Origin of the sequence: Kineosporia sp. R_H_3 (genome assembly GCF_002198675.1) — a bacterium.
Classification (GTDB): domain Bacteria; phylum Actinomycetota; class Actinomycetes; order Actinomycetales; family Kineosporiaceae; genus R-H-3.
On sequence record NZ_MWLL01000201.1, the window covers coordinates 15,121 to 39,485 of the forward strand.

Here is a 24,365-nt window from a genome sequence, read left to right on the forward strand (position 1 = left end):
CTGCCGCGCGTGCCGTCGGCTCACTCTCCCATCGCGGTCGCCCCGGGGGTGCGTGCGACCTGGACCGGGGTGGCACGGCCCCGGTCGACCACGACGCCCCGGCCCGGGACCGTGGTGCGGGGCGGGGCGTCACGGACGCCCAGCACCTCCGCCTCGCCGGGCCCGCACGTGCCGAGCAGCAGCCCGCACCGCGACCGCCGCGCGGCGGCGAGCAGGCCGCGGAAGGCGACGACGGCGTCCGCCGCGGTCGCGGCGACGACGGCGGTCGCACCGGCTGCGACGAGCTCCTCGACCTGGGACAGGACGGGCTCCGGCAGTCGGTCGACGTCGTCGGCGAGCACGACGACCGGCGGCGTCGGTGCCGTGCCGACCCCGTCCGGTCCTGCTCGCACCACGGGCCGTCCGGCCCGCGCGACCTGGCGGCCCAGTGTGGTGAGGGCCGTCGTCCGACCGGAACCCGGTGGCCCCGCGACGAGGACGACCTCGCCGGGCGGCAGCGGCAGCAGGACCGGTGCGGCGTCGTCCCCGCCGAGCCCGACGGCGACGGCCGCCGGGCCGCCCGGACCGTCGTGCGTGCGGTCCGCGTCGACGGGACCGGGACGGTCCACGCAGGCGTCGAGGTCCACGACGTCGACGAGCCCGGGCAACGGCACCAGACGCAGGGGCCGCCTCCCGGCCTGCGCGGGACCGGCTGCCAGGGCGCGGGCGAGCCGGACGAGCGCCGCCTCCTGCGCCGCGGGAGCGGGGTCGCGGTCGAGCAGCCCGACCTGCGCCTCGACGACGGACCGGGAGCCGTCGGTCGCCGCGCCGAGCCGGAGCACCCGGCCGGGCGGCATCGTCGCGGGCAGTTCGTGCGCCGCCAGACCGGCGACGAGCAGGTCGGTGGGGTCGGCGGTCGGCAGGAGCAGCCGGGTCGGCAGCAGTGCGCCGACCGGACCGGTGAGCAGGCCGCGGCCACCGGCGGCGACGACGCGCAGGCCGTCGGCGCCGCGGTCCCGGGCGAGCGCCACCAGGTCATCGAAGGGCCTGCCCCGGTCGTGCGCGCGCAGGGCGTCCGCGACCGGCTCCCAGCCGTCGACGACGAGGACCGTCCAGCGGGCCCGGACGGGATCGGTCGCCAGGTGTCGCAGCAGCCGGGCCGCGCGCTCGACGTCGTCGACGGTGGCGACGGTGCCCGCCCCCGGCAGGTCCGACGGGACGGTCCGCGCGCCCGGCGCCGCGAGCACGTGCACGTGCACGTGCACGTGCACGTGCACGGTGCCGGGTCTGGTGAGCAGGCCCGCGACGACGGCCCGCAACGCCGTCGTCCGGCCCGAGCGCGGGCCGCCGACGACGGCCAGGTGGCCGCGTCCGAGGTCCCAGGCGAGGGCCGCCCGGCGCTGCTCGTCGGGGAGGTCCGCCAGCCCGACCACGACGTGCGGCCCGTCGCCCGCCGTCGCTCCGGGTGCGTCCTCCGGGGGGAGGTCCGCGAGCAGCACCACGTCCGGCAGCGGCGGCAGCCACGGTGCGGGAGGTGCAGCCGCGCCGGTCCGGGCGACCGCCTCCCGGCAGGCCACGGCCATGCTGTCGACCGCGTCCGGGGGCCCCTCGTCACCGGGCGGTCGCGCCGGGCCGCCGGCGGTGCGCCCGCCGCCTGCGGGTCCCCCGGCGAGCACCCGCACCCGGACCGTGGCGTCGCCCGCCCCACCCACGTCGTCCGGCACAGCGAGCAGCGCGGTCTGGACCGTCCGCAGGTCGCCGCCACCGGTCCGGACCACGGCCCGCCCGGGCGCCGAGGCGGGCAGCCCGGCCGCGTCCGGCGCCTCGACGACGTCGTCCGAGTCGGTCCGGTCGCGGACCCGCAGGGCGACCCGGAGGTTGAGGTTCGCCCGCATGTCCGCGGTGACGACACCTCCGGGCCGCTGGGTCGCCAGCACGAGGTGCACCCCGAGCGAACGGCCGACCGCGGCCACCCGGACGAGACCGCCGAGCAGGTCCGGGAGCTCCTCGGCGAGCACCCGGAACTCGTCGACGACGATGACGAGCCGCGGCATCGGCGCGGCTCCTGCCCGGTCGGCGGCGGCGAGGCGGTCGAAGGCGTCGAGGTCGGCGGCGCCCGCGGCGCGGAGCACCCGTTCGCGGCGGCGCAGCTCGGCCCGCAGCGCGGTGAGCGTGCGACGGGCGCCGTGCGGGTCGAGGTCGGTGAGCAGGCCGCAGACGTGCGGCAGCGCCTCGAGCCCGGCGAACGCCGTCCCGCCCTTGTAGTCCACGAGCAGGACGGCGACCTCGGTCGGCGGATGCTCGGCCGCGAGCGCGGCGACGAACGTCCGCAGGAGCTCGGACTTCCCGGCGCCGGTCGTCCCGGCGACGAGGGCGTGCGGCCCGTCGGTGCGCAGGTCCACCGTCCACGGGCCGTCCGGGCCGCGGCCCAGGGCGACCCGCAGCGGGGGCGGGGTCCGGTCCGGTCGGGCCCAACGGCGTGCGAGGTCGGCACCCCAGCGCGCCGGGGGGCCGGGCAGACCGACCACCTCGGCCAGGGTGACCCTGGCCGGCAGCGCGGACCCGTCCGGCCGCGGGGTGGCGTCCCGGAGCCGGGCGACGTCGCGGGCGAGCCGGGCCGCAGTCCCCGGGCCGAGCCCGTCCGGGACGCAGCGGCGCACCCGTCCGTCGTGGCGCACCACGGCCTCGAGGCCCGCCGCCCCGGCCCCGGGCGCACCGACGACGACCGTGGCGAGGCACTCCGCGGGGAGCCGGGACACGTCGTCGTCCAGGCAGAGGACGACGACCCGGGCGCGCGGTGTGCCGTGCCGGCGGTCCGCGGCCCGGGCCTGTGCGGCGGCCCGGCGGAGGATCTCCGCGACGGCGGTGTCGCGTCGCAGGTCGTGCGCGCCGTCGAGGACGACGACCAGCACCGCGGGGGTGCCCGGCGCGTCCCCTGGGACGGGTGCCCCGGGTGCGAGGGCGGCGACCGGGTCATCGTCGAGGTGCGGCAGCCAGGCCGCCCAGGACCAGCCGCGACCGCGGTCACGGTCCGACGACCGGACCACGACCCGGACCTCCTGCGGCGTGTGCAGCGTCGCGACCTGGGCGACGACGGCCCGGGCCAGATCCGTTGCCGCGCAACGGGGACCGGCGATGCCGAGGACGCCCGCACCGAGCAGGTCGACCGTGACCGGTGCGACGGCGTGCTCGGCCGCCGGCGCCTGCGGACCCTCGACGCGGACCCCGGCGGGCACCGGACCGAGCCCCAGCCGGACGACGAGCGCGTCCTCGTCGGCCGCCGATCGTTCCCACAACCGCCGGGTCGGGGACGCGGCCGCGGTCGTGAGGCGGCCGAGGTCCGGACGCACGCGGTCGAGGCGCGCGGCGTCCAGGCGGAGGGCAGCGGTGAGGTTCTCGGACGCGACCGCGACGGCGGCCGCGTGGTCGGCGGCGGCCCGGCGCGCGTCCCGCCGGCCGCCCCGCCGCTCGACGAGGTGCTGGCCGAGCAGCGCCAGCGGTGTGAGGAGCGCGAGGAGCAGGAAGACCGGCTGGTGCCAGACCAGAGCCATCGGGACGGCGACCACGGCCGGGACGACGAGCGCCGGCCAGGGCAGCCTGTGCGGCCGCGCCGGTGGCGGCGGGTCCGGGAACCGCACGGTCAGGGGCGGGTCGTCCACCCGGACCCGGGGCGCACGGTTGACGAGCAGGTGCCCGAGCCCGTCGGGCACGGCCGCCGCCGGCTCGTCCTCGTCCGGGTCCCGCAGCACGAGGTGCGACGACCCCACGACGAGGCGCGCGCCGTCCTCCCACCGGGCCGGCCCGCCGTCCGGGAGCGGCTCCGGCGCACCGCCCGCAGATGCGAGCGCCGTCCCGTTCGTCGACCCCAGGTCCGACACGACGACCTCGCCCGGGGCGACGGTGACGACGGCGTGGGCCCGCGAGACGCCGGGGTCCTCGACGCGCACCGTCGCGTCCGGTCCCCGGCCCACCACCCACACGCCCGGACCGAGCGCGACCCGGCGGCCGGCGTCCGGCCCGGCGACGACGTGCACCTCGAGCAGCGGGACGCCGGGCGACGGGCCCGGCGCCCCGACGACGACCACCGCACCGTCGAGCAGCGGCGGCCGCCCGACGACGGCCTCGCCGTCGAGGACGACGCCGCCGACGGAGAGCGGTCGGCCCGGCACGAGGCCGGCGGCCGCCTCCAGGGCCGGGCGGGCCTCGGCGAGGCCCGCCCCCGCCGGGGCCTCGACGACGACGTCGCACGGGGCCGCCGTCCGGCCCCGGTCGACGACCGTGAGCCGGACGGCCATCCGCCCGCCGGGGGCAGGGGCCGTCACCGGAGGCCGTGGCGCGGAGGGGTCGTCATGGCCGGGGAGTCTGCGCCGGGGGACCGACGATCCGCCGCCCGCGGCCGCCGGCCTGTGGATAACCGGCCGGTTGTCATGCCGTTGGTCACTGACCTGTGGACAGCCGATGATGACGTCGAAGATCACCTATAGGTTGCGTGATCTCCGCCGGGCGAGGGGCCCGGCGAGCCTTCGGGAGGTGGCGTGGACGCGGTGGCGATCGTCGCCGACGAGGTGCGCGAGCTGATCCGCCGGCGCGGGCTCGACCCGGCCCGGGACCCGGGCGGTGTGCGCCGCCTCGTCGAGGACGTCGTCGCCGACTACGACGACCGGTCGGTGTCGGGGGCGCTGCCGCCGCTCGCGGACACCGCGGGCGCGGTGAAGCGCGTGCTCGACGACGTCGCCGGGTTCGGTCCTCTGCAGCCGTACCTCGACGACCCCGACGTCGAGGAGGTCTGGATCAACGAGCCCGGCAAGGTCTTCGTCGCGCGCGGCGGGGTCAGCGAGCTGACGACGGCGATCCTCACCGAGGAGGAGGTCCGCGACCTCGTCGAGCGGATGCTCAAGACGAGCGGGCGCCGGGTCGACCTGTCGTCGCCCTTCGTCGACGCGATGCTGCCCGTCGGCTCGCGGCTGCACGTCGTCGTCCCCGACATCACCCGGCGCCACGTCGCGGTGAACATCCGCAAGTTCACCGTGCGGGCGACCCGCCTCGAGGACCTCGTCACGCTGCGGACCCTCACCCCGCACGCCGCGCGCTTCCTCACCGGGGCCGTCGCCGCCGGGCTGAACATCCTCGTCTCGGGCGGCACCCAGGCCGGCAAGACGACGTTGCTGAACTGTGTGCAGTGACATTGGTCATGTCCGATGCGCGTTGGCTCCTGCTAAGCCTCGTGCGCGTTGCCGCGCTTTCGAAGCAGAGTTGCTCTCAGGTCCTGTAACTTCATCCCGGTGACAGATGTGCCGCAGCCCCCTGGCAACGAAGCCTCCACCGCTCAGGAAGATCCGGGGTCTTCGGTGGCCGCGCCGAGCAAGCAGGGCCAAAATGGCGGAGAACACATCGGCGACGCTTTGGTTGCGACAACCGCGATTCACGCGGATCCGGGCGGATTCTTCTTGCCACGCGCCCAATTGGCGGATGTCCTGGCGTCCATCGCCAAGACCGCCGCAGCGAACAAATCTTCGAATGTCAAAGGGCCATTTGTTGTGGCACTGGAAGATCTCCATCGGCTAGACAAATCTGTTCGACAGTTCATACCTGAAGATGCCGTACATACACCCACGCTTTCAATCAAAGTACTCTATGCCGACGAAAGTTCTGAACGATTCGACAACTGGGAGGCCTTCGCCTCCGAGGCATTCGCCGACCTCGACGGAACCAAGTTGAACGTTGAGTGGGAGGTATTCACTCCGGACGGCGCGTACAACATCGCCATGTCTTGGAAGGTGGAAGTCGAGAAGGACACTGCTTTCGACCGGTACGAACCAGCTAGTATTGAATATGTATTGCTCGGACCCAACCGGCAATGGCTGAGATGGGTGGAGGGTGAATTGTTGGTCATCCTGCGCTCGATGGCCCTCAACAGTGCTTACCGTCCGTTGAAGGCTCTTGCACACGCTCGCGTCCGCCTGTTCACAAAGCTCGGTGTGGCAGCACTGGCCCCGGCGCTGGCCTCGGTGTACTACTTCACGCACCCAAGAGATCCGAGGCCGACAACCAGGCAGCGATTCGACAACATCATGGCGGGCGAGACCCTGGACGAGCGCTTTCAGAGATTTGTTCACGATCAACTGTATTTGAGCGCGCCAGACGATAGTTTGCTGCTTGTTCTTGCCTTTCTCAGTCTGTTCGCCTTTGCCGCCGTAGTTATGCCGGGCAATCTAATCGATAAGCCCCTGTCTAGACTCGTTCCTAGATCCGGATTTGCCATCGGGCCAGCCAAGAAGCGATTCGAGGATAGGCAACGGACCTATCAATTCTGGGTCTACACTGTACTGATCGGTCTGGTGATCGGCGTGGTGTCGGGCGTCTTGGCGGGCCTGTTGGCATAGTGTTGTCTTCAGGTGAATTGTTGGGTCGCGAGCCTGTTTCGATCAGCTCGCGCCACCCACGAACGCTTTGACCGCGCCGGTGGTGTCGACCAGGGCACCGTCGAGCCGAGCGAGCGCCCGGAAGGTCACCAGGTCGTTGCCGAATGCGTAGTCGTCGGAGCGTGCGAACCGAATCGGCCCCACCTGCCTCACAAAATAACGTGAGAAATCCCCGAACAAGATCGACCGGGCCGAGAGGCCCACGGCAGCCACGTTCGGGTCGACGTAGACGGGGCGCCCGAGCAGCGTCCCGGCGGCTCCGGTGCCCGGTGGGACGTCCTGGGAGAACAGGTAGCGGTTCTGGCTGTCCTTCAACTTCCGGACCGAGGCGAGGGTCGCGTTCCGCATGAGCCAGCCCGCCGACCGGCTCCGGGCGTACGGGGCGGCGACGGAGTAGTAGAGGTCGATGAGGTTGTCGGCCGTGAACGCCCCGGCGACCGCCGTGCCGCCTGTGACGCCGACCGTGGCGCCGGTTGCGACCCCGGACGGCTGCGACGACCCGGTGCCGGTGACGAAGTGGGCTCCGGCCCCGTTGGCGAGGGCGAGGCCGGCCTGCTCGGCGAGGAATCCGAGGAGGTCGAACGCGGAGTCCTGGACTAGCTCGGTCGTGACCTGGATCTGGAACGCGTACTTGTAGGCGCTCAGGGCAGTCGTCCCGAGCGTGGGATCGGAGGCGCCGATGGCGCCGCCCTCGGCGACGATCGCGGCCGTGGAGAACGCAGTGGACGTGGGGACTCGGAGCGCCTCGCCGCTGTCGGTCTGGAGCAGGGTCGCCCCGGCGGCGAGGACGGCGGAGCCCTCGACCAGGTGGGAGACGAGGCGGTTGTAGAACGTCGTCCCGGTGAGGCCGGAGCCGGAGGTCGTCGAGACGGTGCGAGCCTCGACCCCCGGCTGCCAGCCGGAGCGCCGCTGCCGCGGGAGGACCTCGATGGGTCGTCGGTCGTTGGACAGGACGGCGGTCCGGAACGCGGCGTCCAGGTCCCGGTCCTCGCTGCTGACGTGCCTGCCGGTGACCGGGGTTGACTGGATCCGGGACATGGCCTCCCGGACGTCGTTCTCGCGCTTCTCCTGGTCGCGCAGTTCCTGGAGCCGCTGGTCGTAGGTGTCGAGGTCGGAGGTGAGGCGGTCGAACTCCGCCGCCTCGTCGGGACTGAGGGCGGCGCGCTGCTCGCGGTCCGCGCGGTCGAGGATCGCGGTCATGGTGTGGTGGATCTGGGCGCGCTTGTGCTCCAGATCGGTGATGAGGGACACGGGGTTCTCCGCGGTGGAGTCCCGCGCGGAGGGCGCACGACGGCGACGCCTCGGGGCGGGGATGCCTTGCTCAGGAAGTGGGGGGCCGCGGAGCCCGACTGTCGCCCTCGTGGTGCTGCCGGGTGCGGGTCGCGCTGCCCGGCCGGGCTCTAGCCGTCCGTGTCACTCCGTGCCGTGGTTGTCGACCTGCGGCAAGGGAGCCTTGTTATGAGGTCTAACTTACCAGACGAGGGCATGGCGAGGTTGATCACCTAGACGTCCCCGCGAAGGCCACAGGCGGCCGAGCACCAAGGTGCGACGTCTGGGCGGGAAGCGGGACCTGCAGGCCCCGGCCGTTCGTGCCGCACCGCTCCACGGCAAGCCAACGAGCGTGGAGGAACCCCTCATGCCTTCGACATCAACCGCTAAGCGGATTCTCCTTATAGCGAAAACTTGGAACCAGAATCCGTCATATCTCGGCGTTCACGCCCTAGTGTCGCAGCGCGATCCGCGACCCCTGAGAAATGTGCACAACCCTCTGGCGAGAGGCAGTTTGGGCGAGTCCGACGCCCCCCGCAACGCAAGCGCGGTTTCGCTCGAAGCTGAAAGCCGCATTCGACATGAACTCAAAAGTTCGTCTAAAAGCGTTGTGGCACATGCTGTCCGGGCGCCAAGTCTTTGACACTGCGGGCGCCTTGGCGGGACGATGACGAGCGAAGGGGCCGGGAGGATACGACCCTCCCGACCCCTTGAGACACAACCGATCTGAGCGGTCGCGTCGGTGCTGCAACAACCACGTTACCGCTCCCGTCAACGGAGCGTGAAGCCATGCAGAACCTCTTCCCCTACGGTGCCCCCGTCGTCGTGGTGATTATCTACGTGGCGGTGATCCGGCTGCGGGGCATCCGATGCGGCCCCTTCAGCATCACCTTCTTCGACCGCGGCCCCACGTCCTGACGATCAGAGGGCACCAGCGATGCCGTCCGTGAGGTCACGAAGCAACCCACGGACGGCGTCGCGCCGCTCGCAGACGAGGGCGACGGCCATCCCCCAGACGTCGACGAACCGCCCGCGCTTGTCGCGATGCTCGACGAGGAACCGCAGGAGCGCGGTCGTCTCCGCCATGCCGAGAAGGTCGAGGCGCCCCGCCAGGACTCCCGATGTTGCAGAAGTCCCGGCGGGGCGGTCCATCGCCGAAGGCGTCAGCCGTCGACGTTGACGTCGAACTCGGAGGAGCCGTCGGTGCCGCCGCGAGCGGAAGCACGGACCCGGTAGCCACCCACGGCGAGGACGATCACCGGGACGGCGAGAATGACTAGGAGCCAGCCGCGGTAGATGCCAGGAGCTAGCCCGCCGCCGCCTGCGAAGAGGTCGATGAGCGGGACGCCAATGACGACCAGCACCATGGCTGTGACCGTTGCGACGAAGACGAACGTGAAGGCCCACGCTTGGGGCCTCGGGGGGTGGCTGCGACGGTCGGCCACAGGCACCATCTCCTTCCGATCGGCGAAGCCGTCCGGACGCAAGGACTTGGGCACGACACACCTGGCCGGTAGTCTCCAAACTGCGACGTAAGGAAGACGTCCCCCGGCGAAGCGGGCCAGCCCCCGCCTCTACCCGGGGGACTTCTTTTTGCGCGGCTGCGGATTGAGCCGCGGATTCACAACGTACTCGGGGCCTTGGACAGGCGTGCGGACGCTCACTCCCCCTGCGCACCAACGGGAACGGGGGGCAGACTTGTACACAAAGCCGCTCTACCGTTCCCACCAGGGCCGACATGGCTGGTCATCGAGCAAGATCCATCCGATCGCCTCTTCCATTGTGTCGTAGATCACACGGACACCATCCCGGCGATCACACACCAGTGCGACTGCCATCCCCCAGACGTCCACGAACCGGCCGCGCCGGTCGCGGCGCTCGACGAGGAACCGCAAGAGCGCAGACCGCTCGGCCTCGCCGAGGAGGTCGAGGCGGCGGGCCAGCCGTCCAGGCTCCCCGACGCCCCCGGCCCGGAGGAGAAGCGCGAGGATGTCCGCCGTCCGGGCCGTCCCTCCGGGCAGATGGTGGGCCATCTCGTCGAGGGCGTCCGCCAGGGAGTTGCGGGCGTCCTCCTGAACGAGGGCGATGGCGGCCCGGAGGTCGGTCTCGGCGAGACTTTGACGCAAACCGGTCATGGTGCAAACGACATTTGACGCAACCCCGTTGTGGCTGCTAGGACGGACGACAGGACGCCCCGAAGTCCGGAGAGACCTAAACAGTCTTGCTCCGGACAAGGGAGGCCCACGGTGGCTGGCGTCGATCTCACCAACATCTCCGATGTGCTGCCGTACGTCCTCCCTACAGCGGGAGCTGTCGGTGCCGTCGTGTGGGGCTTCCTCCGGCGCCGCGGACGTGAGGTGCAGAGGTTCGGCGCGCGTGCCGCCGAGTCCCGCCTCGTTCGGACCGCGGGGTGGGCGTGGCTCATGAAGTTGCACGGCGTCGCGCCGGAGCGGGTCGCGGTGTTCGTCGAGGACGCGGCGCGCAAGAGCCAGGGGCTCACGGCGAGGGCGAGTCCGGAGGAGTCGCCCCCGAAAGCTCCCCAGGCGCCGGAGCTGCGCGTCGTCGACGGGGCCGGCGTCAGCGAGGGTGAGCTCTAGCCCTATTCGAGCCGGCCGAGGGTCCAACCCTGGACCTCGCTGATGCGCCCACGCCAGAAGGAGCGCGGGGTGTACGACCGTTAGGACCTACAACCTGGGCCTGCGCGACGTGGATGAAGTCGGGGCTCTTGAGGTAGGGCGCCGACTCAGTCATGAGCTCGAGGTCCTCCGCGTCGTCCGGGGGCGTCATGCCGGCGAGGAAGCGGATGGTGTCCCCCGTGCGAGACATGCCCTCGGGGATCGGCGACCCGTCATCGAGGGCGTCGAGGGTGGCGGCGAGGCCCTCGAACCATTCGTCCGCCCGGAGGAGGTTGCCGGTGATGAGGGTGCCGCCCACTGTGAGCGTGATGCCGGTGCCGCCTACCGGCGCTGCCCTGGCGAGGGCGAGGAGAAGGCTGCCACCGGAAGAAGGATCAGGGGATGAGGGTCTCGGCGTAGGGCAGGCGCACAAGCTTGACGTCGTTGCACTTGGCGGTCGTGCCGTCCCCAAACTCGACCTCTGTATCGCTGTTGACTGTGTACTTGATCGTTCGCCATCCACCCGTGAGGGTGCGTCCGTCGATGGGGAGGTGGTTCTCGACTCGCTGCTTGATCAGCTTCACCAGTTGCTGTGGAGTGGTGATCTCGAGCAACTGGGGGCGGCCAGCAAGATCTGACATCCCGTCAAGGAACGAAGATGCAAACCGCGCCCGACCTTGCACACGCGCAGCGGAAGCGACGCCACGAGCGATGACGTCACTAGCCACGACGACTGCCAGACCAAAGGCAGTTGCAGCAGCGACCACGGCTGTCGCCAAGATCAGGGCGACTGTGACCTCCTTACCTGCCGTCTCTACGAAGGAAGCTACAGTCGACGCGACAGTTCCCAAGAAGGTGAGGAGGCCACCTGCGCCTCCGATGGTCTGAAGTGCGCGCCTGGAGAGCGTCATTGTTCCGGCGCGGATGACCTGGACGGCCGAGTCGGTTGTCGCGAAGGCCTCGTCCTTGCTTGCCAACTTGTCGTCTGGAGTCATGAAGTGCAGGCGTACAGCCGCCTCGGCAAGTGAGGGCCCGTCACTCAGTGGGAATCGTAGTGCCTTGTCCGTCTGGACGTATTGGGACGGAGTCGTCTTGAGAACTGGTTCGGTCATCACAGCCCCCTCAAGGTGCCATATGTAACCATCGCAGCACCGCCTGTGACGGGCAACTAGTGCCCGAACGTCCTCCAAAACAGAAGGCCCCCTGTAAGAATAGGGGGCCTTCCTCGTGCTGGAGTCAGTTGCCGGCCTCGCGGTAGGCGTCGATGACTTCCTGCTTGATGCAGGGAGGCGCTACGGCAAGCGTCGCGCGGCCTGGACTGCGGTCAAGTGGGTGCTGGTAGGGCAGGGGAGCGTCGTGGTGGCGTAACTACTGGGGCTGACTAGTCGATAGATCAATCATGAGGCTGTCAGCAGCGGTAGCCTGCATAGATGGTCGAAGATGCAAGCGCCTTAGACGCAGAGATCGTTAGGGCCGTCGAGTCTCTGACGCATCAGGTACTGCAAGCCCAAGCATATTGGGAGCACGTAGATGATCTTCCAGTAGAGCTTCAAACGATTGCGTCGCTTGCCCATGCTGTGCTCGAACTCGTTGACAGGGTTCCAGACCTCGTCGATCTGTCAGATTATCCCTTTCGCCGAAATGATGAAGCAGTGGAGATTGGAGGACTATCTATAGCTGTGGCACATTTGCGGCGAACCGATCCTAAGGATCAAGTCCTCAATTCCTTCTTTCAAGTCTGTAGCAAGGTCTTCACGCTCGTTGATAACTATGCAGATGCGTCTGGGAATAGCGTCCTCTTCAAGTCAGATACACTCTCTAAAGTTCGGGTGCGGGATCTCCGCGACAATTGCCGCGCTGTCAACAGTCTTATTGAGAGCGCTGCAAAGCTTGAGAAAATCAGTAGCGCCGTTGAGGTGGCTGAAGGTGCAGCACAGGAGGCTAAGCAAGCTGCTGGTGTTGCAGGGGTAGCCACACTCACAGGCCACTTCGCCGAGTTTGCCAAATCGCAATCGCTCGCTGCCGCCTGGCGCCAGGCCGTAACAGTGCTGCTCGTTGGCTCGGTAGTCGGGATCGGCGTCTTCAGTGTCGTGCAGAAGCAAATCCCGGCAGGCTGGGGAGCTGAGACGGTGTTCAAACTGACGCTGTCCCTTCCGCTACTCGCTCTTGCTTACTACTTCGCCCGCGACGCATCTAGACACGCTCTCGCGGCTCAGCGAGCCAGAGAAATCGAAGTCCGTCTGAAGACTCTTGGTGCCTTCACCTCTGAGCTGACCGACGAGGTCAGACTGGACGTGAGGTCAACTTTCGCCAAGGCGCTCTACACCGTCGTTGACTACGGCGACAGCGACGCCAAGGAAGCCAATGCGCTGGGCAAGGAGCTCACAGACACCGTCAAGGTGCTCGCTGAGGCAGTAGCCTCCATCGCAGGCAAGGCCAAGGACGCAGCAAAGTAGGAGGACTAGTGGGTTCCGAGCACCCGAACATGCGGCCGCCGGGGCGTGCCGCTGAGTTCCCAGATGTGTACAAGGTCTGGGGGGTACGAGAGGGCCTGCTGTTTGGCACATACGAGGGAGTCGACACGCACGGTGATACCACCTACAGTGTTCGATCCAATCTGCTGACGGCCACCTTCGGCTACGCCGATACGTATTACGGGAAGTTGACGGAGGATCTCAACCGCTCCGCGCGCGTTATGCGGGACTTCAGTGCACTCTCGCTGCTGCTGCGACTGGAAGACCACCCAGAGACTACGTACACCGTCCAACGCATCTCTCAGGCGTCCCCGTTACTCATCTGGCTGACGGTGACCGTGCCCGCCGCCGCTTGGGGTATCAAGGTAGCGGTGGACCGTCTTTGCCAGGCTGCGAATACCGTCGGCGACACGCGACTTCAGATGTCTCAACGGAGAGCAAAGCGGGCCGTCTATGACGCTGTGGCGGACCACATCAACTCAGTTCCTATCGAAGACCTGATGCCGCGCAGATCGCGTAATTCCATTATTCAGCAGGCGGCGCGGTCCATACTCGCCATCAGCAGCCTGGAGAACCCTGCCCCCAGCGAAGCGCAAGATCTTCTCGCCGAGCCACCGGCAGCCCTTCCTCTGATGCCCCGTCAGGAGTAGTCACTTCGGCCCATATGCGCGTGGTGTCCGCCTTGTGCCCGGACCAACGTCTAGCCTCCATACGCGGGGAAGCGAGCGGTACGGAGTGATGTCGGGCCCACGATGTAGCCTCGCTTCCCACATCAGACAAGACGAGGCGTGAAGGGCTCTCACCGATGGCTGAACGGCACAGCAAGACACCGAGCGCTGCACCGGCTGAGCCCCCTGTCGCGAAGGTTCGCCGTACGCCGCTCTCGCAAGAGAACGTTCCATCCATGTCGCTGGAGCAGGCACTGCGTGTACCTCGAGCCATCGCGGAGAACTACGCCTTCCAGCCGACACGGCCCCTCAACGTGGCCGGCGCCGTGGGCATGAGCCCATCGTCGGGGACCTTCCGGATGATCACTGGTGCTTCGATTGCCTATGGCCTGACCGCAGGTGCTGCACAAGCCCCAGAGATCGGGCTCACGGCGCTGGGCAAGCGCATCGTCCGGCCGACCACCGAGGGGGATGACGTCGCCGCCAAACGTGAGGCGATCTTGCGCCCCAAGGTCGTAGGGGAGTTCCTTCGGCAGTACGACGGTGCACAGCTACCCGCTGACCAGATCGCCAAGAACGTCCTCCAGGACAAGGGCGTACCAGTAGACCGCCTGGACGATGTGCTCGAGTTGATACTGGAGAACGCCCAGTCTGTCGGCTTCATCAGAGAGATCAACGGCAAGCGCTACGTAGACCTAGCCGCAGCTGCTACCGCGACCGCAGAGGCGGAAGCGCCGGCCGCAGAGCCTGAGACTGCCTCGAACGGGACACTTCCAGTAGTCCAGCAGCCCAGTCAGGCGTATGCGGCACCGCACGTTGCAGTCGGGCCCGGAATCCACATCAACATCGAGATTCACATTGCCGCGGACGCGACGTCAGAGACGGTCGAAGAGATCTTCAAGAACATGCGGCGGTACGTGCTGAATGGAGACGGGACGGCTGACTAATGGCCGATCAACTGGACGCCGACCTACTCCGTCGGCTTCAGGAGTTCCAGTTCAGTGTGCGCCGACAGGTCAGCAGTCCCGTCGAGCCAGTAGTGCATGCCCGGGGTCCGCTGTCCGAGCGTGAAGCGGGCATCTTGGATCGGTTGCACAAGCTCTCGCCTAAGCTGGCCGCGTCGATGGAGCAGGCTCTGCGGGATCTCAACGACACGACAAGGCTCAGTTACATGGGTCCGGCCGGTGAGGTACGCGAGGTCATGCGCGCGGCCACTCAGCAACTTGCGCCCGATGAGGACATCCGCAAGCAGACCTGGTACCTCGGCATCAAGCAGGGCGACAAGATCAATCCCAGCCAAAGTGAGCGCATTCGGTATGCGGTTCAGCAGAAGGGTGGCAACCGCGACCAGGTAAAAGGCGTAGATGACATGATCGACGAGTTGATCGGTCAGATCGGTCGCCGTACTTACCAATCCGGGAGCAAGTCTCTGCATGCTGGAGCAACACGAGCGCAGGTTAGCAAGCTAGTGGGGTGGGTGTTCGCCATCCTGGACGAGGTTCTACCCGAGGCCTAGGCAACGGAGGTCGCCATGACAGTCGAATCGATCACTACCACCGGTGTCAGGCTGCTGGTGACATTTGATGAGCGCCGTCTGGCAGCGGAGAGAAAACACCGTCATTCTGTTTAGCGTCAACCATGCGGGTCGGCTGGGCGCCCAGTTGGCTGGCCTAGGTGCACTTACCGTGTTCTCGGCGTTCGCGAGACCGATCTGCGCCTTGGTCGTCGCGTGCGGGTTACCCGTCCTCGAGGTATGAGCGCTGAGGTTGCCAGCAGCAGCAGCAGAAGCTACAGCGGCGTCAGCTGCTGCCTGAGTTGCTGACACAGGTTTGGACGCGTCCGAGGTGTTGTCGACGTTTGGTAGCCCGACATCGGTCTTAGTGAGGTTCAGGTCGCCCTTGAGCTGGTCGGCCGTGCGAGAGGTCCAGGCGCTGGCCTTCCGCTGAAGCACCGCGTCGTCGCTGGGGGGCAGAGCCGCGATCGTGGTCAGGTCGGCGTCGAGGGGCTGCTTGGTGGCAAGTCCTGATGTCAACGACGAAGCAGACGCTCCTCCGAGGTTGGAGAGCGCCGTGGATGGGCTGGCGACGTCCGCGGAGTTCTGAGATCGGCGCGTGTAGCGGCCATCTACCTCAGTTGTGTCCAACTGGTGCTTGTGGTCGCGGCGTGAGGCTTGGTTGGCCGTCCCGCTGGTCGAGGCGGTGAGGCCGATGCTGGTGGGGGAGGCGATGGTGTCATCGAACGAGGCGCTGACGCCCGGAGGACCCTGCACACCGATGGTCTTGACGACAACGCGGCCGCCGTTGGTAACCGTCACAGTCTTCCGGCTCATCGGGTGACCTCGCGGTTGACGGTCACCTTGCCCTCAAGAAGCGGGTCCTGGGAGCCATCCGAGTAGTAGAGGAAGAGGTCGTAGACCCCGCTCATCCACGGAAGCGCCAGAGTCTCCTCATCGGTCAAACGGAGGGTGATGGTGCTGGCCGTTAGGTCGATGGTTATCCGACCGTTCTCCGTGGACAGCTCCAGGAGCACGTCTTCAGCGCCCTTGTGAGAGCGAATCTGCATCTTGGCGGATGCGCCTGTCAGGTCTACGTTTCCAAGAGCATCTTGGTACCCTAAGACGCTCGAAAAGGTGGCGTTGCGCTTGATGACGATGTCGTGGAGGCCAGCGAGTTCCATGCGGTAGTCCGTCAATGGGCGTCGCTGGACTCGCGACCTACTCCCAGTATATAGCGAAACCCGGGAGAGGAGGAATAGAGACTTGGAAAACAAGTCGCATCATGCCGCGACGGTAGGACTAGTACTAACCGCGATCAGTCTTGCATTCCTAGCTGTCAGTCTTATTGAACTGAAGCCGCAAGATCCAAGCTCTCGCCCTCCCATAGCGACAACGGACCACATAACACCCGTCGATACGAGAACTCACCCTGGAACGCCATCTCCTACGGGTGGAACTCAATCCCCAAGCCGTACATCCACTCCGAGCGGTACGACTAGTCCACCAACTTTCCTCCCATCAAGTTCACCGCCCTTAGCGTTACCCGATGTCCTGAAGTCTTGCGTAGAAGGATTGCTCGCATTCCGCAAGCCGGAGCGTATGCGCGCTGGCGACACAGAAACCTTTGTTGTAAACCTTGGTGCTGTCGGCGGTTCTCAATCGCCCGGGACGGGCATCCCCGGAACGGGCCGGGTTCAAACGCGAGGGGTAGCCGCTTGCCCGGAAATGTACGCAACGCTGACCGGCGACGACTTCAAGGTTGAACGCGCAGACGGCTCGGACGCAGATGCAGTACGGCTAGTGGGTGCCGATAGCCTCGCGTCTTGGCAATGGCGGATCACGCCAAATTCTGGAGGAGAGCGCGAGCTCTACGTAGCTCTATACTCCGTTCAACAGGGCAAGCCACGTACGTTCCTTACGAGGTACACAGAGACGATCACAGTTGACGTAGCGGCGACTCGCAAGGTTGGGTCCGTGCTGAAGTGGTCGCAGAGCTACGGCCTAAGCATCCCGGTGCTTGGTTTGGCCGCCTGGGGCGTGTTCCGCTACTGGCGGGCATCGAAGAAGAAGCCAGACCCCAGTAACGGAAATATTGTGATCCAGATACCGCCTGATGCCGACGACGTCGTGCTATCGGTCACGGGAAAGGACACGGCAACAGGCGGCGGAAAGTACAGCGCCGCCAAGACAGCCCCTTCAGCCAAGAAGGCTGTAGCGAAGAAGTCCACACCTGCAAAGAAGACAGCGGCCACGAAGTCACCTCCGGCTCCTCCGCAGCCCTAACAACTGAGGGTGAGAAGCGTGGCCACCGAGCAGTCACCTCCGCGTAGCTGGGTGCGGGGTCTGGCATCGAACGTGCTGGCAAACCTCGTGGCGGCTGGGGTAGTTGCGCTGCTTGTGGGGCTGTATGGGCTTGCGAGATCCTGGACTGGAAGCAAATAGGTATTACCTTCGCATTCGTGGCGGTGGGGATATTCCTGCTGCTTGGATGTTGGGCCTGTATTGACGAGGCGGCAACTAACCACCCTGACTCATCCATGATCGGGAAGACGCTGTACGGAATCTGGTACATCGTAAAAGGGAGCCTGACCCGGTTTCCCGGACACCATCGGTGTGGTGTTCAGGCCGCGGTGTGGGCCTGGGTGTGGGCTCGTTCGTAGTCGATCGGGGACAGGTAGTCCAGTCCTGAGTGGCGGCGGACGGGGTTGTAGAACCCTTCGATCCATTCGAAGATCGCGGTCGCGAGCTCGTGCCGGCTGGTCCAGGTGCGGCGGTCGAGGAGTTCGCGCTGCATGCTCGACCAGAACGACTCGATCATGGTGTTGTCCACCGATGAGGCGACCCGTCCCATGGATCCGAGCAGGCCGGCGGAGCGCAGCCGGTGCCCGAAGACCCAGGACGTGTACTGGCTGCCTCGGTCCGCGTGGACGATCGTCCCGGGGTCGGGGCGGCGTCGCCAGCGGGCCATCTCGAGGGCGTCGACGACCAAGTCAGAGCGCATGTGGTCGGCGATCGACCAGCCCACGATGACCCGGGAGTAGACGTCCAGGACGGCGCAGCAGTAGACCCTCCCCTCACTGGTGGGGTGCTCGGTGATATCGGTGCACCACAACCGGTTCGGGGCATCGGCGACGAAGCGCCGCTTGACGAGGTCGGCGTGCGGGGCGGTGTCCGGCCGGCGTCGGCGGTGTTTGCGGCGACCGCCGATCCCGGCCAGACCGGCGTTCCGCATCAGGCGGGCGACCCGCTTGCGTGCCACCGCGAGGCCGAGGCCCAGACGGAGCTCGGCATGCACGCGCGGGGCGCCGTAGCAGCCGCGCGAGGCCTCGTGCACGTCTTCGATCGTCGCGGTCAGGCCGGCGTCCTCGATGGCCCGCGCCGAGGGTGGTCGGTCGCGCCATTCGTAGTAGCCCGAGCGTGAGACGCCCCAGGACCCGGCAGGACACCGCCACGGAGAAGCCGTCGGCGGCGAGCTCGTGGACCAGCCGGAACCCTATTTTGGGAGCACGTTCTCCCGGGCGAAGTACGCCGAGGCCCGCTTCAGGATCTCGATCTCCATTGCCTGGACCCGGTTCTCGCGTCGCAGCCGGACCAGCTCGGCACGCTCGTCGCTGCTCAGGCCTTCCTTGCGGCCGGCGTCCACGTCGTCGCGGTCCATCCACCGCCGCAGGCAGGACTCGCTGATCCCGAGATCCTTCGCGATCGCGGCGACCGGCTTCTCGCCGAGCCGGACCAGGTCCAGGGCACGGCGACGGAACTCCGGCGGGTGCGGGGCAGGCATCACAGGACTCCTCTCCGAGACGATCATCGCCTCAGGACAGGTGTCCGGGAAACCGGGTCAGGCTCCAGGCGCTTGCGGCCAAGCTCGACTGGCTCTGCTCGCGCTCCAGCTCCGAGATGGACCGAGAGAAGGCAAAGGCCTTCAAGGTCGCCTACGTGCAGTTCTCCGAGGAGGTGCTAGCTCCCGAGTACGCCGAGGCACTCAACCGGTGAGGACAACGATCGTCCTCCCAGTCTCAAGAGCCGACTACCTCGATCGGGTGTTCTACGCCCTGGAGATGCTCACCTGCGACGCCAAGCGCACGGGGCTCCTCGTACTCGTCGACGGCGACCAGGAGCTTGTGACCACGGCTCAGACCTACGTGGAGCAGTCCAAGTCCGCGGAGCGCCGCTGTGTGCAACGCGACGACAGGTCACCCGTCACTCATGGCATCCCAGAGCGCCGACAGCGGATCGCGAACATCCTCAACGAGCTGAAGACCATGGTGACCAGTGAGTACGTCTTCGGGCTCGAGGACGACACCATCGTTCCCCGCATGGCACTTCAGCGCCTGTATGAGACCTACGCGCTGTTCCCGCACGCTGGGTTCGTCAGTGGAGTGGAACTGGGGAGGTGGGGCATCGCGCACGTCGGGGCATGGCTCGCTGACAACGTCTACGAGACGATCAGCCTCAAGACTCCTCCGATGGGGGAGGGCATCCAGCCGGTCGACGCGGCTGGCTTCTACTGCTTCCTCACCAAGACCCAGCACTACCGCAAGCACACGTTCAAGCCCTACGAGGACGCCCTCGGTCCAGACGTTGACTTCGGGCTCGCTCTGCGGCGCAACGGCTATCAGAACTACCTCAACTGGTCTGTGGCCTGCGAGCACCGACGTAAGGACGATTACCTCAAGCTCGGTCTGACCCCGCTCCAGGAGATCGAGGTGAAGCTAGAGGGCGGTGAATGGAAGGTGTGGATCTAGGCGGGCTTCTCCCAAACGGTGACGTCGAACGCGACCTTCGACGCGGATACGGAGATGATCTTCATGACCGCCAGGCGCTTCTCGCCCGTCATCAGGCAGACGCTGTACCCGGTCCTCAGTCTTGACACTTCAACGCCGTCGCTGGCCCCGATCTCTGTATTCGCAAGGCAGCTGGCATACGTAGCAGCAGACTTCACGAGGGCGATCTGAGAGAACTTGAAATCAACGTTTCCGTTGTAGATGCGGCCGATGTCGCCGAGAGGCGTATTGCCGCGCCCCCACTGGGGGTCGTCCTGCGGCGCATCTAGGTCCGCCGGCCCAGAGTCCTGTGTGACGATCAGCGGCCCCTTGTGCCGGACGTCTGGAGTCGCAGGCGATGACGGATCCACTGAGGTGGACGCACCAGCGTCGGCCAGTTGGCTCTTGAGCGCTTCGTTGTCCGTCTTGAGCTGATCGCGCTCCGCAGCGACCGAGGCAGACGCCGAAGAAACAGCCTGAAGCTCCTTGGACACGTCAGCGCTCTGGTTCTGAGCAGCCGAGACTTGGGTTACTGCCTCCTGCTTCTGGTCAGACTGGTTCTTGGCGAACAGGCCGATTACCGCTACGCCAAGGGTGAGAACGGCTGTGAAGACGGCCAAGAGCTGCACGATTGACTGAAACTTCGCAGCACGCGCCTCGTAGAATTCCTTGCCCGGTGGTGGCGTGCTCATATGCGTGCGAGGACCTCTCTGGATGGCTGAGATAGATGGCCGTTAGTCTTCAGCCCGGGAGTTCCCACGTAGTGACGAAGTAGCTGATGCTCTGCGACTTGATTTCCGTGATCTTCATGGTGGAGGTTCTGCCGTCGCTGGTGTAGACACAGATTGTCCACCCTGGCTTCATACTGGCTAGCTCGTACCTGAGGCCGCTCTCTAGCGTGGCCGCTTGGCAAGTTGTATAAGTCGCGTTTCCCTTGATCAGTGAAGTCTTGCTGAAGAATGTCTGGTTAACAGCTGCCGTTCCAAGGTCCTTGGTGCCGCCGCCGTTGCGCCCCCACTGTAGGTCATTGCTCGGGGAATCGAGATCTGCATAACCCGTTTTCGGAGTCACAGTGATTGGTCCCTTGTGGCGAATCTCGGGGACCTGTCCGGGGGGATCGGTTGAGACCGCCGTAGTACCGCCGAGGTCTTTGATCTGCTCTGCCAGTGAGCTGTTCTCGGTCGTCAGGCGGCTGTTCTCCGACTGGAGCTTGTCGCGCTCATCTGCGACGCTGGCCGACGCTGAACTAATTGCAGCAACCTGGTCGGTTGCAGCAGCACTCTGATCCTGAGCAGTCGAGGCGACGGTTTGGGCCTCTTCCTTCTGCTGGGTCTGGATCGTTGCGTAGATGCCAAGTCCAGCAGCAACGAGGGTCATGATCGCCCCTAGTGCTCCGAACGTCGCGGTCCAACGCTGAGTCCGAGCTGTCTTGAGCTTGAGCTGGTCCTCAGTCAGAGGAGCGCGCTTGGTGTTCGCCATGCCCTATGCCCCGTTCGCAGTAGTCCCCTCGCTGAGCGCAGCGTACCTGTGACGTTTCGCGGGCGTTCGCGGTTGCTGGGACTCGTAACATGACCAGAGTTGTCCTATGATTGGATCAATGGAACGAGCAGCACCACAAGACTTGACGAATGCCCCAGAAGGTTTGGAAACCGGAAAACCTAAGCGCCGTGGCGGTCCTCAGCCTGGCTATGGTCGCCCCAAGGGCAAGCTCTCGAAGACCACACTTGATCGGATCAAGGTTCTCGAGGAGATCCGCCAGCGGGTAGCTCGCAACGCTGATCAGCTTCTCAACGCTCAGATGAGCCTTGCCGTTGGCAACGTGCTTCTGTTTCGGGTTGACCAAGATGAGAAGGGCAAGGAACTGCCGGCCGTCCAAGTAACGAGCGCCGAGGAGATCAAGGCCTATATCGACGGTGACACCGAGGGCGAGTGTGATTACATCACGGCCAAGCTCCCCGACAACAAGGCGATCGACTCGCTCCTGGACCGGACCTTCGGTAAGCCAGAGCAAAGCATCGACCTCAAGAGCAAGGGTAAGCGGCTGACGGCCGCCCCCGTGATCGTCTCAACCATCAAGCCTCGCGATGCTGACTCTCAAGACCAAGCAGCATGAGGTCATCGAGGCAGTCAACGACCCGCGTGTAAGCACGATCGTTCTGATCGGGGCCGTGGGGACTGGCAAGACTGATGTGGCCGCCCACGCCACGATCTCCATCGCCTACGGATTCCCCAAGACCGACTGGCCGGTCTTCAGACAGAACGTCTCGACAGCCAAGCGGTCGGTGATCCCGTCCTCACCGTGACCGCCCGGGCCCGCGCCCGGGCCGGCTGAGGCCGCCCCCGGACGAGGGCTCCGACGTGCCGAGACCACCGACCCGTGGCAGCGTCGTCCGGGTGACCCCCCTCGATGGAGCCAGCGTCCTCGTCGCCGGAGCGAGCGGCGGCCTCGGCGCACCGCTGAGCCGGCTGCTCGCCGACCGGGGCGCGAACCTCACCCTCGTCGGGCGGGACGCCGGGCGGCTCGCCGCGGTCGGGCTCGAGAAGGCCGCCGCGCACGCCGTCGACCTCACCGCACCGGGGGCCCCGCAGGCGTGCGTCGACGCCGCGGTCGCGGCGTGGGGGCGGCTCGACGGGATCGTCTACGTCGCCGGCGTCGTCGCGTTCGGGCCGGCCATCGAGACCGACGACGAGACCCTCGACCGGCTCGTCGCGACGAACCTGCTCGCGCCGGTCCGGCTCGTCCGGGCCGCCTACCCGCACCTGCACGTCAGCGCCGTGGAGGGCCGGACGCCGTTCGTCCTCAACGTCTCGGCGGTCGTCGCCGAGCAGCCGATGGCCGGGATGGCCGTCTACACGGCGACCAAGGCCGGGCTCGCGGCGTTCGACGCCGCGGCGGGCCGCGAGCTGCGGCGCAGCCGGATCCGGCTCGTCGACGCCCGGCCGCCGCACACCGAGACCGGCCTCGCGACCCGCCCGATCGCGGGCCGCTCCCCGACGCTGCCGCAGGGCAAGACCCCCGACGAGGTCGCGGCCCGCCTCCTCGCGGCGATCGTCGACGACGAGCGCGACGTCCCGTCGTCCGCCTTCTGAGCGCACGACGCGTCAGGCACCGGGGGGCTTGCCGTAGTCGGCGCGGGCGATGGCCTCGACGGTCTGCTCCTCGGTGAACCGGTCCGAGCCGGGGATCTGCGGGACGAACCCGACGAGCACCCCGTTCGCCATGACCTGCGCCTCGAGCCCGGCGGCGCCGTCGACGTCCCACAGCGCCTCGCGACCGTCGCCGAGCGGCACCCGGATGCCGAACCGGAACGCCGCCGGCCGGGCCACCGCCGCCATGATCCCGTACTTGCGCAGGCCGTCGGCGATGCGCTGTGCCTCTCGCTCCTCCATGGGACCAGTCTGGGGGCACTCGGCTGGGAAGTCGCTGGGAGCGGGCTGGGCGGCATCTGGTTCGTGCCCCGGGCCGCCCTCCGCGTAATCTGATCGGTCGTGGCCGTCGACTTCCCCGCAGAACTGCGTGAGCTCCGCCAGACCCTGGGCTCGATCCTCGAGGTGAGCGACGTCAGCGCGCTCGAGAAGCAGGTCGCCGAGCTCTCCGAGCAGGCGTCCGCCCCCGACCTCTGGGACGACCCCGAGCACGCCCAGCAGGTGACGAGCAAGATGTCGCACGTCCAGGCCGAGCTCGACCGGCTCAGCGCCATGGTCAGCCAGGTCGAGGACCTCGAGACCCTCGTCGAGATGGCGACCGAGGAGAGCGACGCCGACACCCTCGCCGAGGCCGAGACCGAGCTCGTCAAGGTCAAGGAGGCGCTCGGCCGGCTCGAGGTCCGCACCCTGCTCTCCGGCGAGTACGACGAGCGCGAGGCGCTCGTGACGATCCGCTCCGAGGCGGGCGGCGTCGACGCCGCCGACTTCGCCGAGATGCTCCTGCGGATGTACCTGCGCTGGGCCGAGCGGCACGGCTACAAGACCGAGGTCTTCGACACCTCGTACGCCGAGGAGGCGGGCATCAAGTCGGCGACCTTCAAGGTCGCCGCGCCGTACGCCTACGGCACGCTCTCGGTCGAGCAGGGCACCCACCGGCTCGTCCGGATCAGCCCCTTCGACAACCAGGGCCGCCGGCAGACGTCGTTCGCCGGCGTCGAGGTGCTCCCCGTCGTCGCCGAGACCGACCACATCGACATCCCCGAGAACGACATCAAGGTCGACGTCTACCGCTCGTCCGGCCCCGGCGGCCAGTCGGTCAACACGACCGACTCCGCCGTCCGCCTCACCCACCTGCCGACCGGCGTCGTCGTCACCTGCCAGAACGAGAAGTCGCAGCTGCAGAACAAGGCGTCCGCGCTGCGCGTGCTCCAGGCCAAGCTCCTCGAGCGGGCCCGCCAGGAGCGCCAGGCCGAGCTCGACTCGCTCAAGGGCGACGGCGGCAGCTCGTGGGGCAACCAGATGCGGTCCTACGTGCTCCACCCGTACCAGATGGTCAAGGACCTGCGGACCGAGGAGGAGACCGGCAACCCGACCGCGGTCTTCGACGGCGACATCGACGCCTTCCTCGAGTCCGGGATCCGCTGGCGGCTCAACGCGGAGAAGTCCGCCGGCTGACGACGGCACGGAACCGGTTCGGCCAACTGGTCGTCGGTACCCGCGTGACGCTGGGATGATCCCGGCGACAGTTCGCAG

24 protein-coding genes and 2 pseudogenes are annotated in these 24,365 nt (G+C 67.2%); 14 read left to right on the plus strand and 12 right to left on the minus strand.

Translation table 11 applies throughout. The annotated features are described in order from the left end of the window. Positions 1–20: 20 nt before the first annotated feature. Entirely contained in the window at positions 21–4,301 is a 4,281-nt protein-coding gene (locus ECOMGDLI_RS24975; RefSeq protein WP_088319560.1) for an FtsK/SpoIIIE domain-containing protein, read from the minus strand. Between the two features lie 213 nt (positions 4,302–4,514). On the opposite strand from ECOMGDLI_RS24975, the pseudogene ECOMGDLI_RS24980 reads away from it, so the two are divergent. Together ECOMGDLI_RS24980 and ECOMGDLI_RS34025 are read left to right on the plus strand one after the other, a co-directional pair. Beyond that, positions 4,515–5,156, plus strand: a pseudogene (locus ECOMGDLI_RS24980) (ATPase, T2SS/T4P/T4SS family); the annotation flags it as partial. 105 nt (positions 5,157–5,261) lie between these two features. After that, positions 5,262–6,362 (plus strand): hypothetical protein, encoded by a 1,101-nt coding sequence (locus ECOMGDLI_RS34025; RefSeq protein ID WP_143447918.1) that lies wholly within the window; start codon positions 5,262–5,264, stop codon positions 6,360–6,362. A 42-nt stretch (positions 6,363–6,404) separates the two neighbouring features. On the opposite strand, the gene ECOMGDLI_RS24990 is transcribed toward ECOMGDLI_RS34025, so the two are convergent. Further along, positions 6,405–7,652 (minus strand): phage major capsid protein, encoded by a 1,248-nt coding sequence (locus ECOMGDLI_RS24990; protein WP_088319563.1) that lies wholly within the window; start codon positions 7,650–7,652, stop codon positions 6,405–6,407. A gap of 807 nt (positions 7,653–8,459) precedes the next feature. Between ECOMGDLI_RS24990 and ECOMGDLI_RS36345 the strand changes: the two genes are divergently transcribed. Continuing rightward, positions 8,460–8,588, plus strand: coding sequence for a hypothetical protein (locus tag ECOMGDLI_RS36345; RefSeq protein ID WP_255396024.1), 129 nt, complete (start codon positions 8,460–8,462; stop codon positions 8,586–8,588). A 3-nt stretch (positions 8,589–8,591) separates the two neighbouring features. Here ECOMGDLI_RS36345 and ECOMGDLI_RS34890 read toward each other — a convergent pair whose 3' ends face one another. The 3 genes from ECOMGDLI_RS34890 to ECOMGDLI_RS25000 all read right to left on the minus strand — a co-directional run bounded on the left by ECOMGDLI_RS34890 (position 8,592) and on the right by ECOMGDLI_RS25000 (position 9,805). Further along, complete coding sequence (locus tag ECOMGDLI_RS34890; RefSeq protein ID WP_158221148.1) at positions 8,592–8,756, minus strand: hypothetical protein; 165 nt, start codon at positions 8,754–8,756, stop codon at positions 8,592–8,594. A gap of 77 nt (positions 8,757–8,833) precedes the next feature. Next, the gene (locus tag ECOMGDLI_RS24995) at positions 8,834–9,169 is read right to left on the minus strand and encodes a hypothetical protein (RefSeq protein ID WP_088319564.1); all 336 of its coding nucleotides are present in this window, start codon (positions 9,167–9,169) and stop codon (positions 8,834–8,836) included. A 216-nt stretch (positions 9,170–9,385) separates the two neighbouring features. Next, positions 9,386–9,805, minus strand: coding sequence for a hypothetical protein (locus ECOMGDLI_RS25000; protein WP_088319565.1), 420 nt, complete (start codon positions 9,803–9,805; stop codon positions 9,386–9,388). Positions 9,806–9,916: 111 nt separating this feature from the next. Here ECOMGDLI_RS25000 and ECOMGDLI_RS25005 point away from each other — a divergent pair, with 111 nt between their 5' ends. Next, positions 9,917–10,267 (plus strand): hypothetical protein, encoded by a 351-nt coding sequence (locus tag ECOMGDLI_RS25005; protein WP_088319566.1) that lies wholly within the window; start codon positions 9,917–9,919, stop codon positions 10,265–10,267. Positions 10,268–10,680: 413 nt separating this feature from the next. Here the strand turns inward: ECOMGDLI_RS25005 and ECOMGDLI_RS25015 are convergent, their stop codons facing one another. Next, a complete protein-coding gene (locus ECOMGDLI_RS25015; RefSeq protein WP_088319568.1) occupies positions 10,681–11,280 on the minus strand; it encodes a hypothetical protein in 600 nt (199 codons plus the stop codon). 435 nt (positions 11,281–11,715) lie between these two features. On the opposite strand from ECOMGDLI_RS25015, the gene ECOMGDLI_RS34030 reads away from it, so the two are divergent. The 4 genes from ECOMGDLI_RS34030 (at position 11,716) to ECOMGDLI_RS25035 (ending at position 14,943) form a co-directional block, all read left to right on the plus strand. Further along, positions 11,716–12,741 carry a hypothetical protein gene (locus tag ECOMGDLI_RS34030; protein WP_143447919.1) on the plus strand — a complete coding sequence of 342 codons (1,026 nt, stop codon included), beginning with the start codon at positions 11,716–11,718 and terminating at the stop codon, positions 12,739–12,741. Positions 12,742–12,749: 8 nt separating this feature from the next. Next, a complete protein-coding gene (locus tag ECOMGDLI_RS25025; protein WP_088319570.1) occupies positions 12,750–13,409 on the plus strand; it encodes a hypothetical protein in 660 nt (219 codons plus the stop codon). Positions 13,410–13,663: 254 nt separating this feature from the next. Further along, positions 13,664–14,374, plus strand: a complete 711-nt coding sequence (locus tag ECOMGDLI_RS25030; protein WP_088319571.1) for a hypothetical protein — start codon at positions 13,664–13,666, stop codon at positions 14,372–14,374. Further along, the gene (locus ECOMGDLI_RS25035; RefSeq protein WP_088319572.1) at positions 14,374–14,943 is read left to right on the plus strand and encodes a hypothetical protein; all 570 of its coding nucleotides are present in this window, start codon (positions 14,374–14,376) and stop codon (positions 14,941–14,943) included. The genes ECOMGDLI_RS25030 and ECOMGDLI_RS25035 overlap by 1 nt, the downstream gene beginning before the upstream one ends. Here ECOMGDLI_RS25035 and ECOMGDLI_RS34035 read toward each other — a convergent pair. Then, the gene (locus tag ECOMGDLI_RS34035; RefSeq protein ID WP_143447920.1) at positions 14,929–15,756 is read right to left on the minus strand and encodes a hypothetical protein; all 828 of its coding nucleotides are present in this window, start codon (positions 15,754–15,756) and stop codon (positions 14,929–14,931) included. The genes ECOMGDLI_RS25035 and ECOMGDLI_RS34035 overlap by 15 nt on opposite strands. After that, positions 15,753–16,103, minus strand: coding sequence for a hypothetical protein (locus ECOMGDLI_RS25040; protein ID WP_088319573.1), 351 nt, complete (start codon positions 16,101–16,103; stop codon positions 15,753–15,755). The genes ECOMGDLI_RS34035 and ECOMGDLI_RS25040 overlap by 4 nt, the downstream gene beginning before the upstream one ends. Before the next feature lie 793 nt (positions 16,104–16,896). Here ECOMGDLI_RS25040 and ECOMGDLI_RS35505 point away from each other — a divergent pair. Continuing rightward, on the plus strand, positions 16,897–17,205 hold the full coding sequence (locus ECOMGDLI_RS35505; RefSeq protein WP_198955160.1) for a hypothetical protein: 309 nt from the start codon (positions 16,897–16,899) through the stop codon (positions 17,203–17,205). A 337-nt stretch (positions 17,206–17,542) separates the two neighbouring features. Here ECOMGDLI_RS35505 and ECOMGDLI_RS25050 read toward each other — a convergent pair. Then, a pseudogene (locus ECOMGDLI_RS25050) lies at positions 17,543–18,703 on the minus strand (IS3 family transposase). 208 nt (positions 18,704–18,911) lie between these two features. On the opposite strand from ECOMGDLI_RS25050, the gene ECOMGDLI_RS25060 reads away from it, so the two are divergent. After that, positions 18,912–19,667, plus strand: coding sequence for a hypothetical protein (locus tag ECOMGDLI_RS25060; RefSeq protein WP_088319576.1), 756 nt, complete (start codon positions 18,912–18,914; stop codon positions 19,665–19,667). On the opposite strand, the gene ECOMGDLI_RS25065 is transcribed toward ECOMGDLI_RS25060, so the two are convergent. After that, complete coding sequence (locus ECOMGDLI_RS25065; protein WP_088319577.1) at positions 19,664–20,377, minus strand: hypothetical protein; 714 nt, start codon at positions 20,375–20,377, stop codon at positions 19,664–19,666. The genes ECOMGDLI_RS25060 and ECOMGDLI_RS25065 overlap by 4 nt on opposite strands. A 49-nt stretch (positions 20,378–20,426) precedes the next feature. Continuing rightward, positions 20,427–21,164 carry a hypothetical protein gene (locus tag ECOMGDLI_RS34045; RefSeq protein ID WP_143447922.1) on the minus strand — a complete coding sequence of 246 codons (738 nt, stop codon included), beginning with the start codon at positions 21,162–21,164 and terminating at the stop codon, positions 20,427–20,429. A gap of 118 nt (positions 21,165–21,282) precedes the next feature. Here ECOMGDLI_RS34045 and ECOMGDLI_RS34050 point away from each other — a divergent pair, with 118 nt between their 5' ends. The 3 genes from ECOMGDLI_RS34050 (at position 21,283) to ECOMGDLI_RS25075 (ending at position 22,775) form a co-directional block, all read left to right on the plus strand. Further along, positions 21,283–21,798, plus strand: a complete 516-nt coding sequence (locus ECOMGDLI_RS34050) for a hypothetical protein (protein WP_143447923.1) — start codon at positions 21,283–21,285, stop codon at positions 21,796–21,798. Continuing rightward, positions 21,770–21,988, plus strand: a complete 219-nt coding sequence (locus ECOMGDLI_RS34055; RefSeq protein ID WP_143447924.1) for a hypothetical protein — start codon at positions 21,770–21,772, stop codon at positions 21,986–21,988. The genes ECOMGDLI_RS34050 and ECOMGDLI_RS34055 overlap by 29 nt, the downstream gene beginning before the upstream one ends. Before the next feature lie 91 nt (positions 21,989–22,079). Next, on the plus strand, positions 22,080–22,775 hold the full coding sequence (locus ECOMGDLI_RS25075; protein ID WP_088319579.1) for an SDR family oxidoreductase: 696 nt from the start codon (positions 22,080–22,082) through the stop codon (positions 22,773–22,775). A 12-nt stretch (positions 22,776–22,787) separates the two neighbouring features. Here the strand turns inward: ECOMGDLI_RS25075 and ECOMGDLI_RS25080 are convergent, their stop codons facing one another. Then, positions 22,788–23,075 (minus strand): hypothetical protein, encoded by a 288-nt coding sequence (locus ECOMGDLI_RS25080; RefSeq protein ID WP_088319580.1) that lies wholly within the window; start codon positions 23,073–23,075, stop codon positions 22,788–22,790. A 99-nt stretch (positions 23,076–23,174) separates the two neighbouring features. Between ECOMGDLI_RS25080 and prfB the strand changes: the two genes are divergently transcribed. Further along, complete coding sequence (gene prfB / locus ECOMGDLI_RS25085) at positions 23,175–24,287, plus strand: peptide chain release factor 2 (RefSeq protein WP_088319581.1); 1,113 nt, start codon at positions 23,175–23,177, stop codon at positions 24,285–24,287. The last annotated feature ends 78 nt before the right edge of the window (positions 24,288–24,365 follow it).

Bases quoted from the DNA above. Each gene is read 5' to 3' on its own strand.
- ECOMGDLI_RS36345 (WP_255396024.1), top strand. From the start codon at position 8,460: ATGCAGAACCTCTTCCCCTACGGTGCCCCCGTCGTCGTGGTGATTATC.
- ECOMGDLI_RS34890 (WP_158221148.1), bottom strand. From the start codon at position 8,756: ATGGCGGAGACGACCGCGCTCCTGCGGTTCCTCGTCGAGCATCGCGAC.
- ECOMGDLI_RS25000 (WP_088319565.1), bottom strand. From the start codon at position 9,805: ATGACCGGTTTGCGTCAAAGTCTCGCCGAGACCGACCTCCGGGCCGCC.
- ECOMGDLI_RS25015 (WP_088319568.1), bottom strand. From the start codon at position 11,280: ATGACTCCAGACGACAAGTTGGCAAGCAAGGACGAGGCCTTCGCGACA.
- ECOMGDLI_RS34030 (WP_143447919.1), top strand. From the start codon at position 11,716: ATGGTCGAAGATGCAAGCGCCTTAGACGCAGAGATCGTTAGGGCCGTC.
- ECOMGDLI_RS25030 (WP_088319571.1), top strand. From the start codon at position 13,664: ATGTCGCTGGAGCAGGCACTGCGTGTACCTCGAGCCATCGCGGAGAAC.
- ECOMGDLI_RS25035 (WP_088319572.1), top strand. From the start codon at position 14,374: ATGGCCGATCAACTGGACGCCGACCTACTCCGTCGGCTTCAGGAGTTC.
- ECOMGDLI_RS34035 (WP_143447920.1), bottom strand. From the start codon at position 15,756: ATGAGCCGGAAGACTGTGACGGTTACCAACGGCGGCCGCGTTGTCGTC.
- ECOMGDLI_RS25040 (WP_088319573.1), bottom strand. From the start codon at position 16,103: ATGGAACTCGCTGGCCTCCACGACATCGTCATCAAGCGCAACGCCACC.
- ECOMGDLI_RS25065 (WP_088319577.1), bottom strand. From the start codon at position 20,377: ATGAGCACGCCACCACCGGGCAAGGAATTCTACGAGGCGCGTGCTGCG.
- ECOMGDLI_RS34045 (WP_143447922.1), bottom strand. From the start codon at position 21,164: ATGGCGAACACCAAGCGCGCTCCTCTGACTGAGGACCAGCTCAAGCTC.
- ECOMGDLI_RS34050 (WP_143447923.1), top strand. From the start codon at position 21,283: ATGGAACGAGCAGCACCACAAGACTTGACGAATGCCCCAGAAGGTTTG.
- ECOMGDLI_RS34055 (WP_143447924.1), top strand. From the start codon at position 21,770: ATGCTGACTCTCAAGACCAAGCAGCATGAGGTCATCGAGGCAGTCAAC.
- ECOMGDLI_RS25080 (WP_088319580.1), bottom strand. From the start codon at position 23,075: ATGGAGGAGCGAGAGGCACAGCGCATCGCCGACGGCCTGCGCAAGTAC.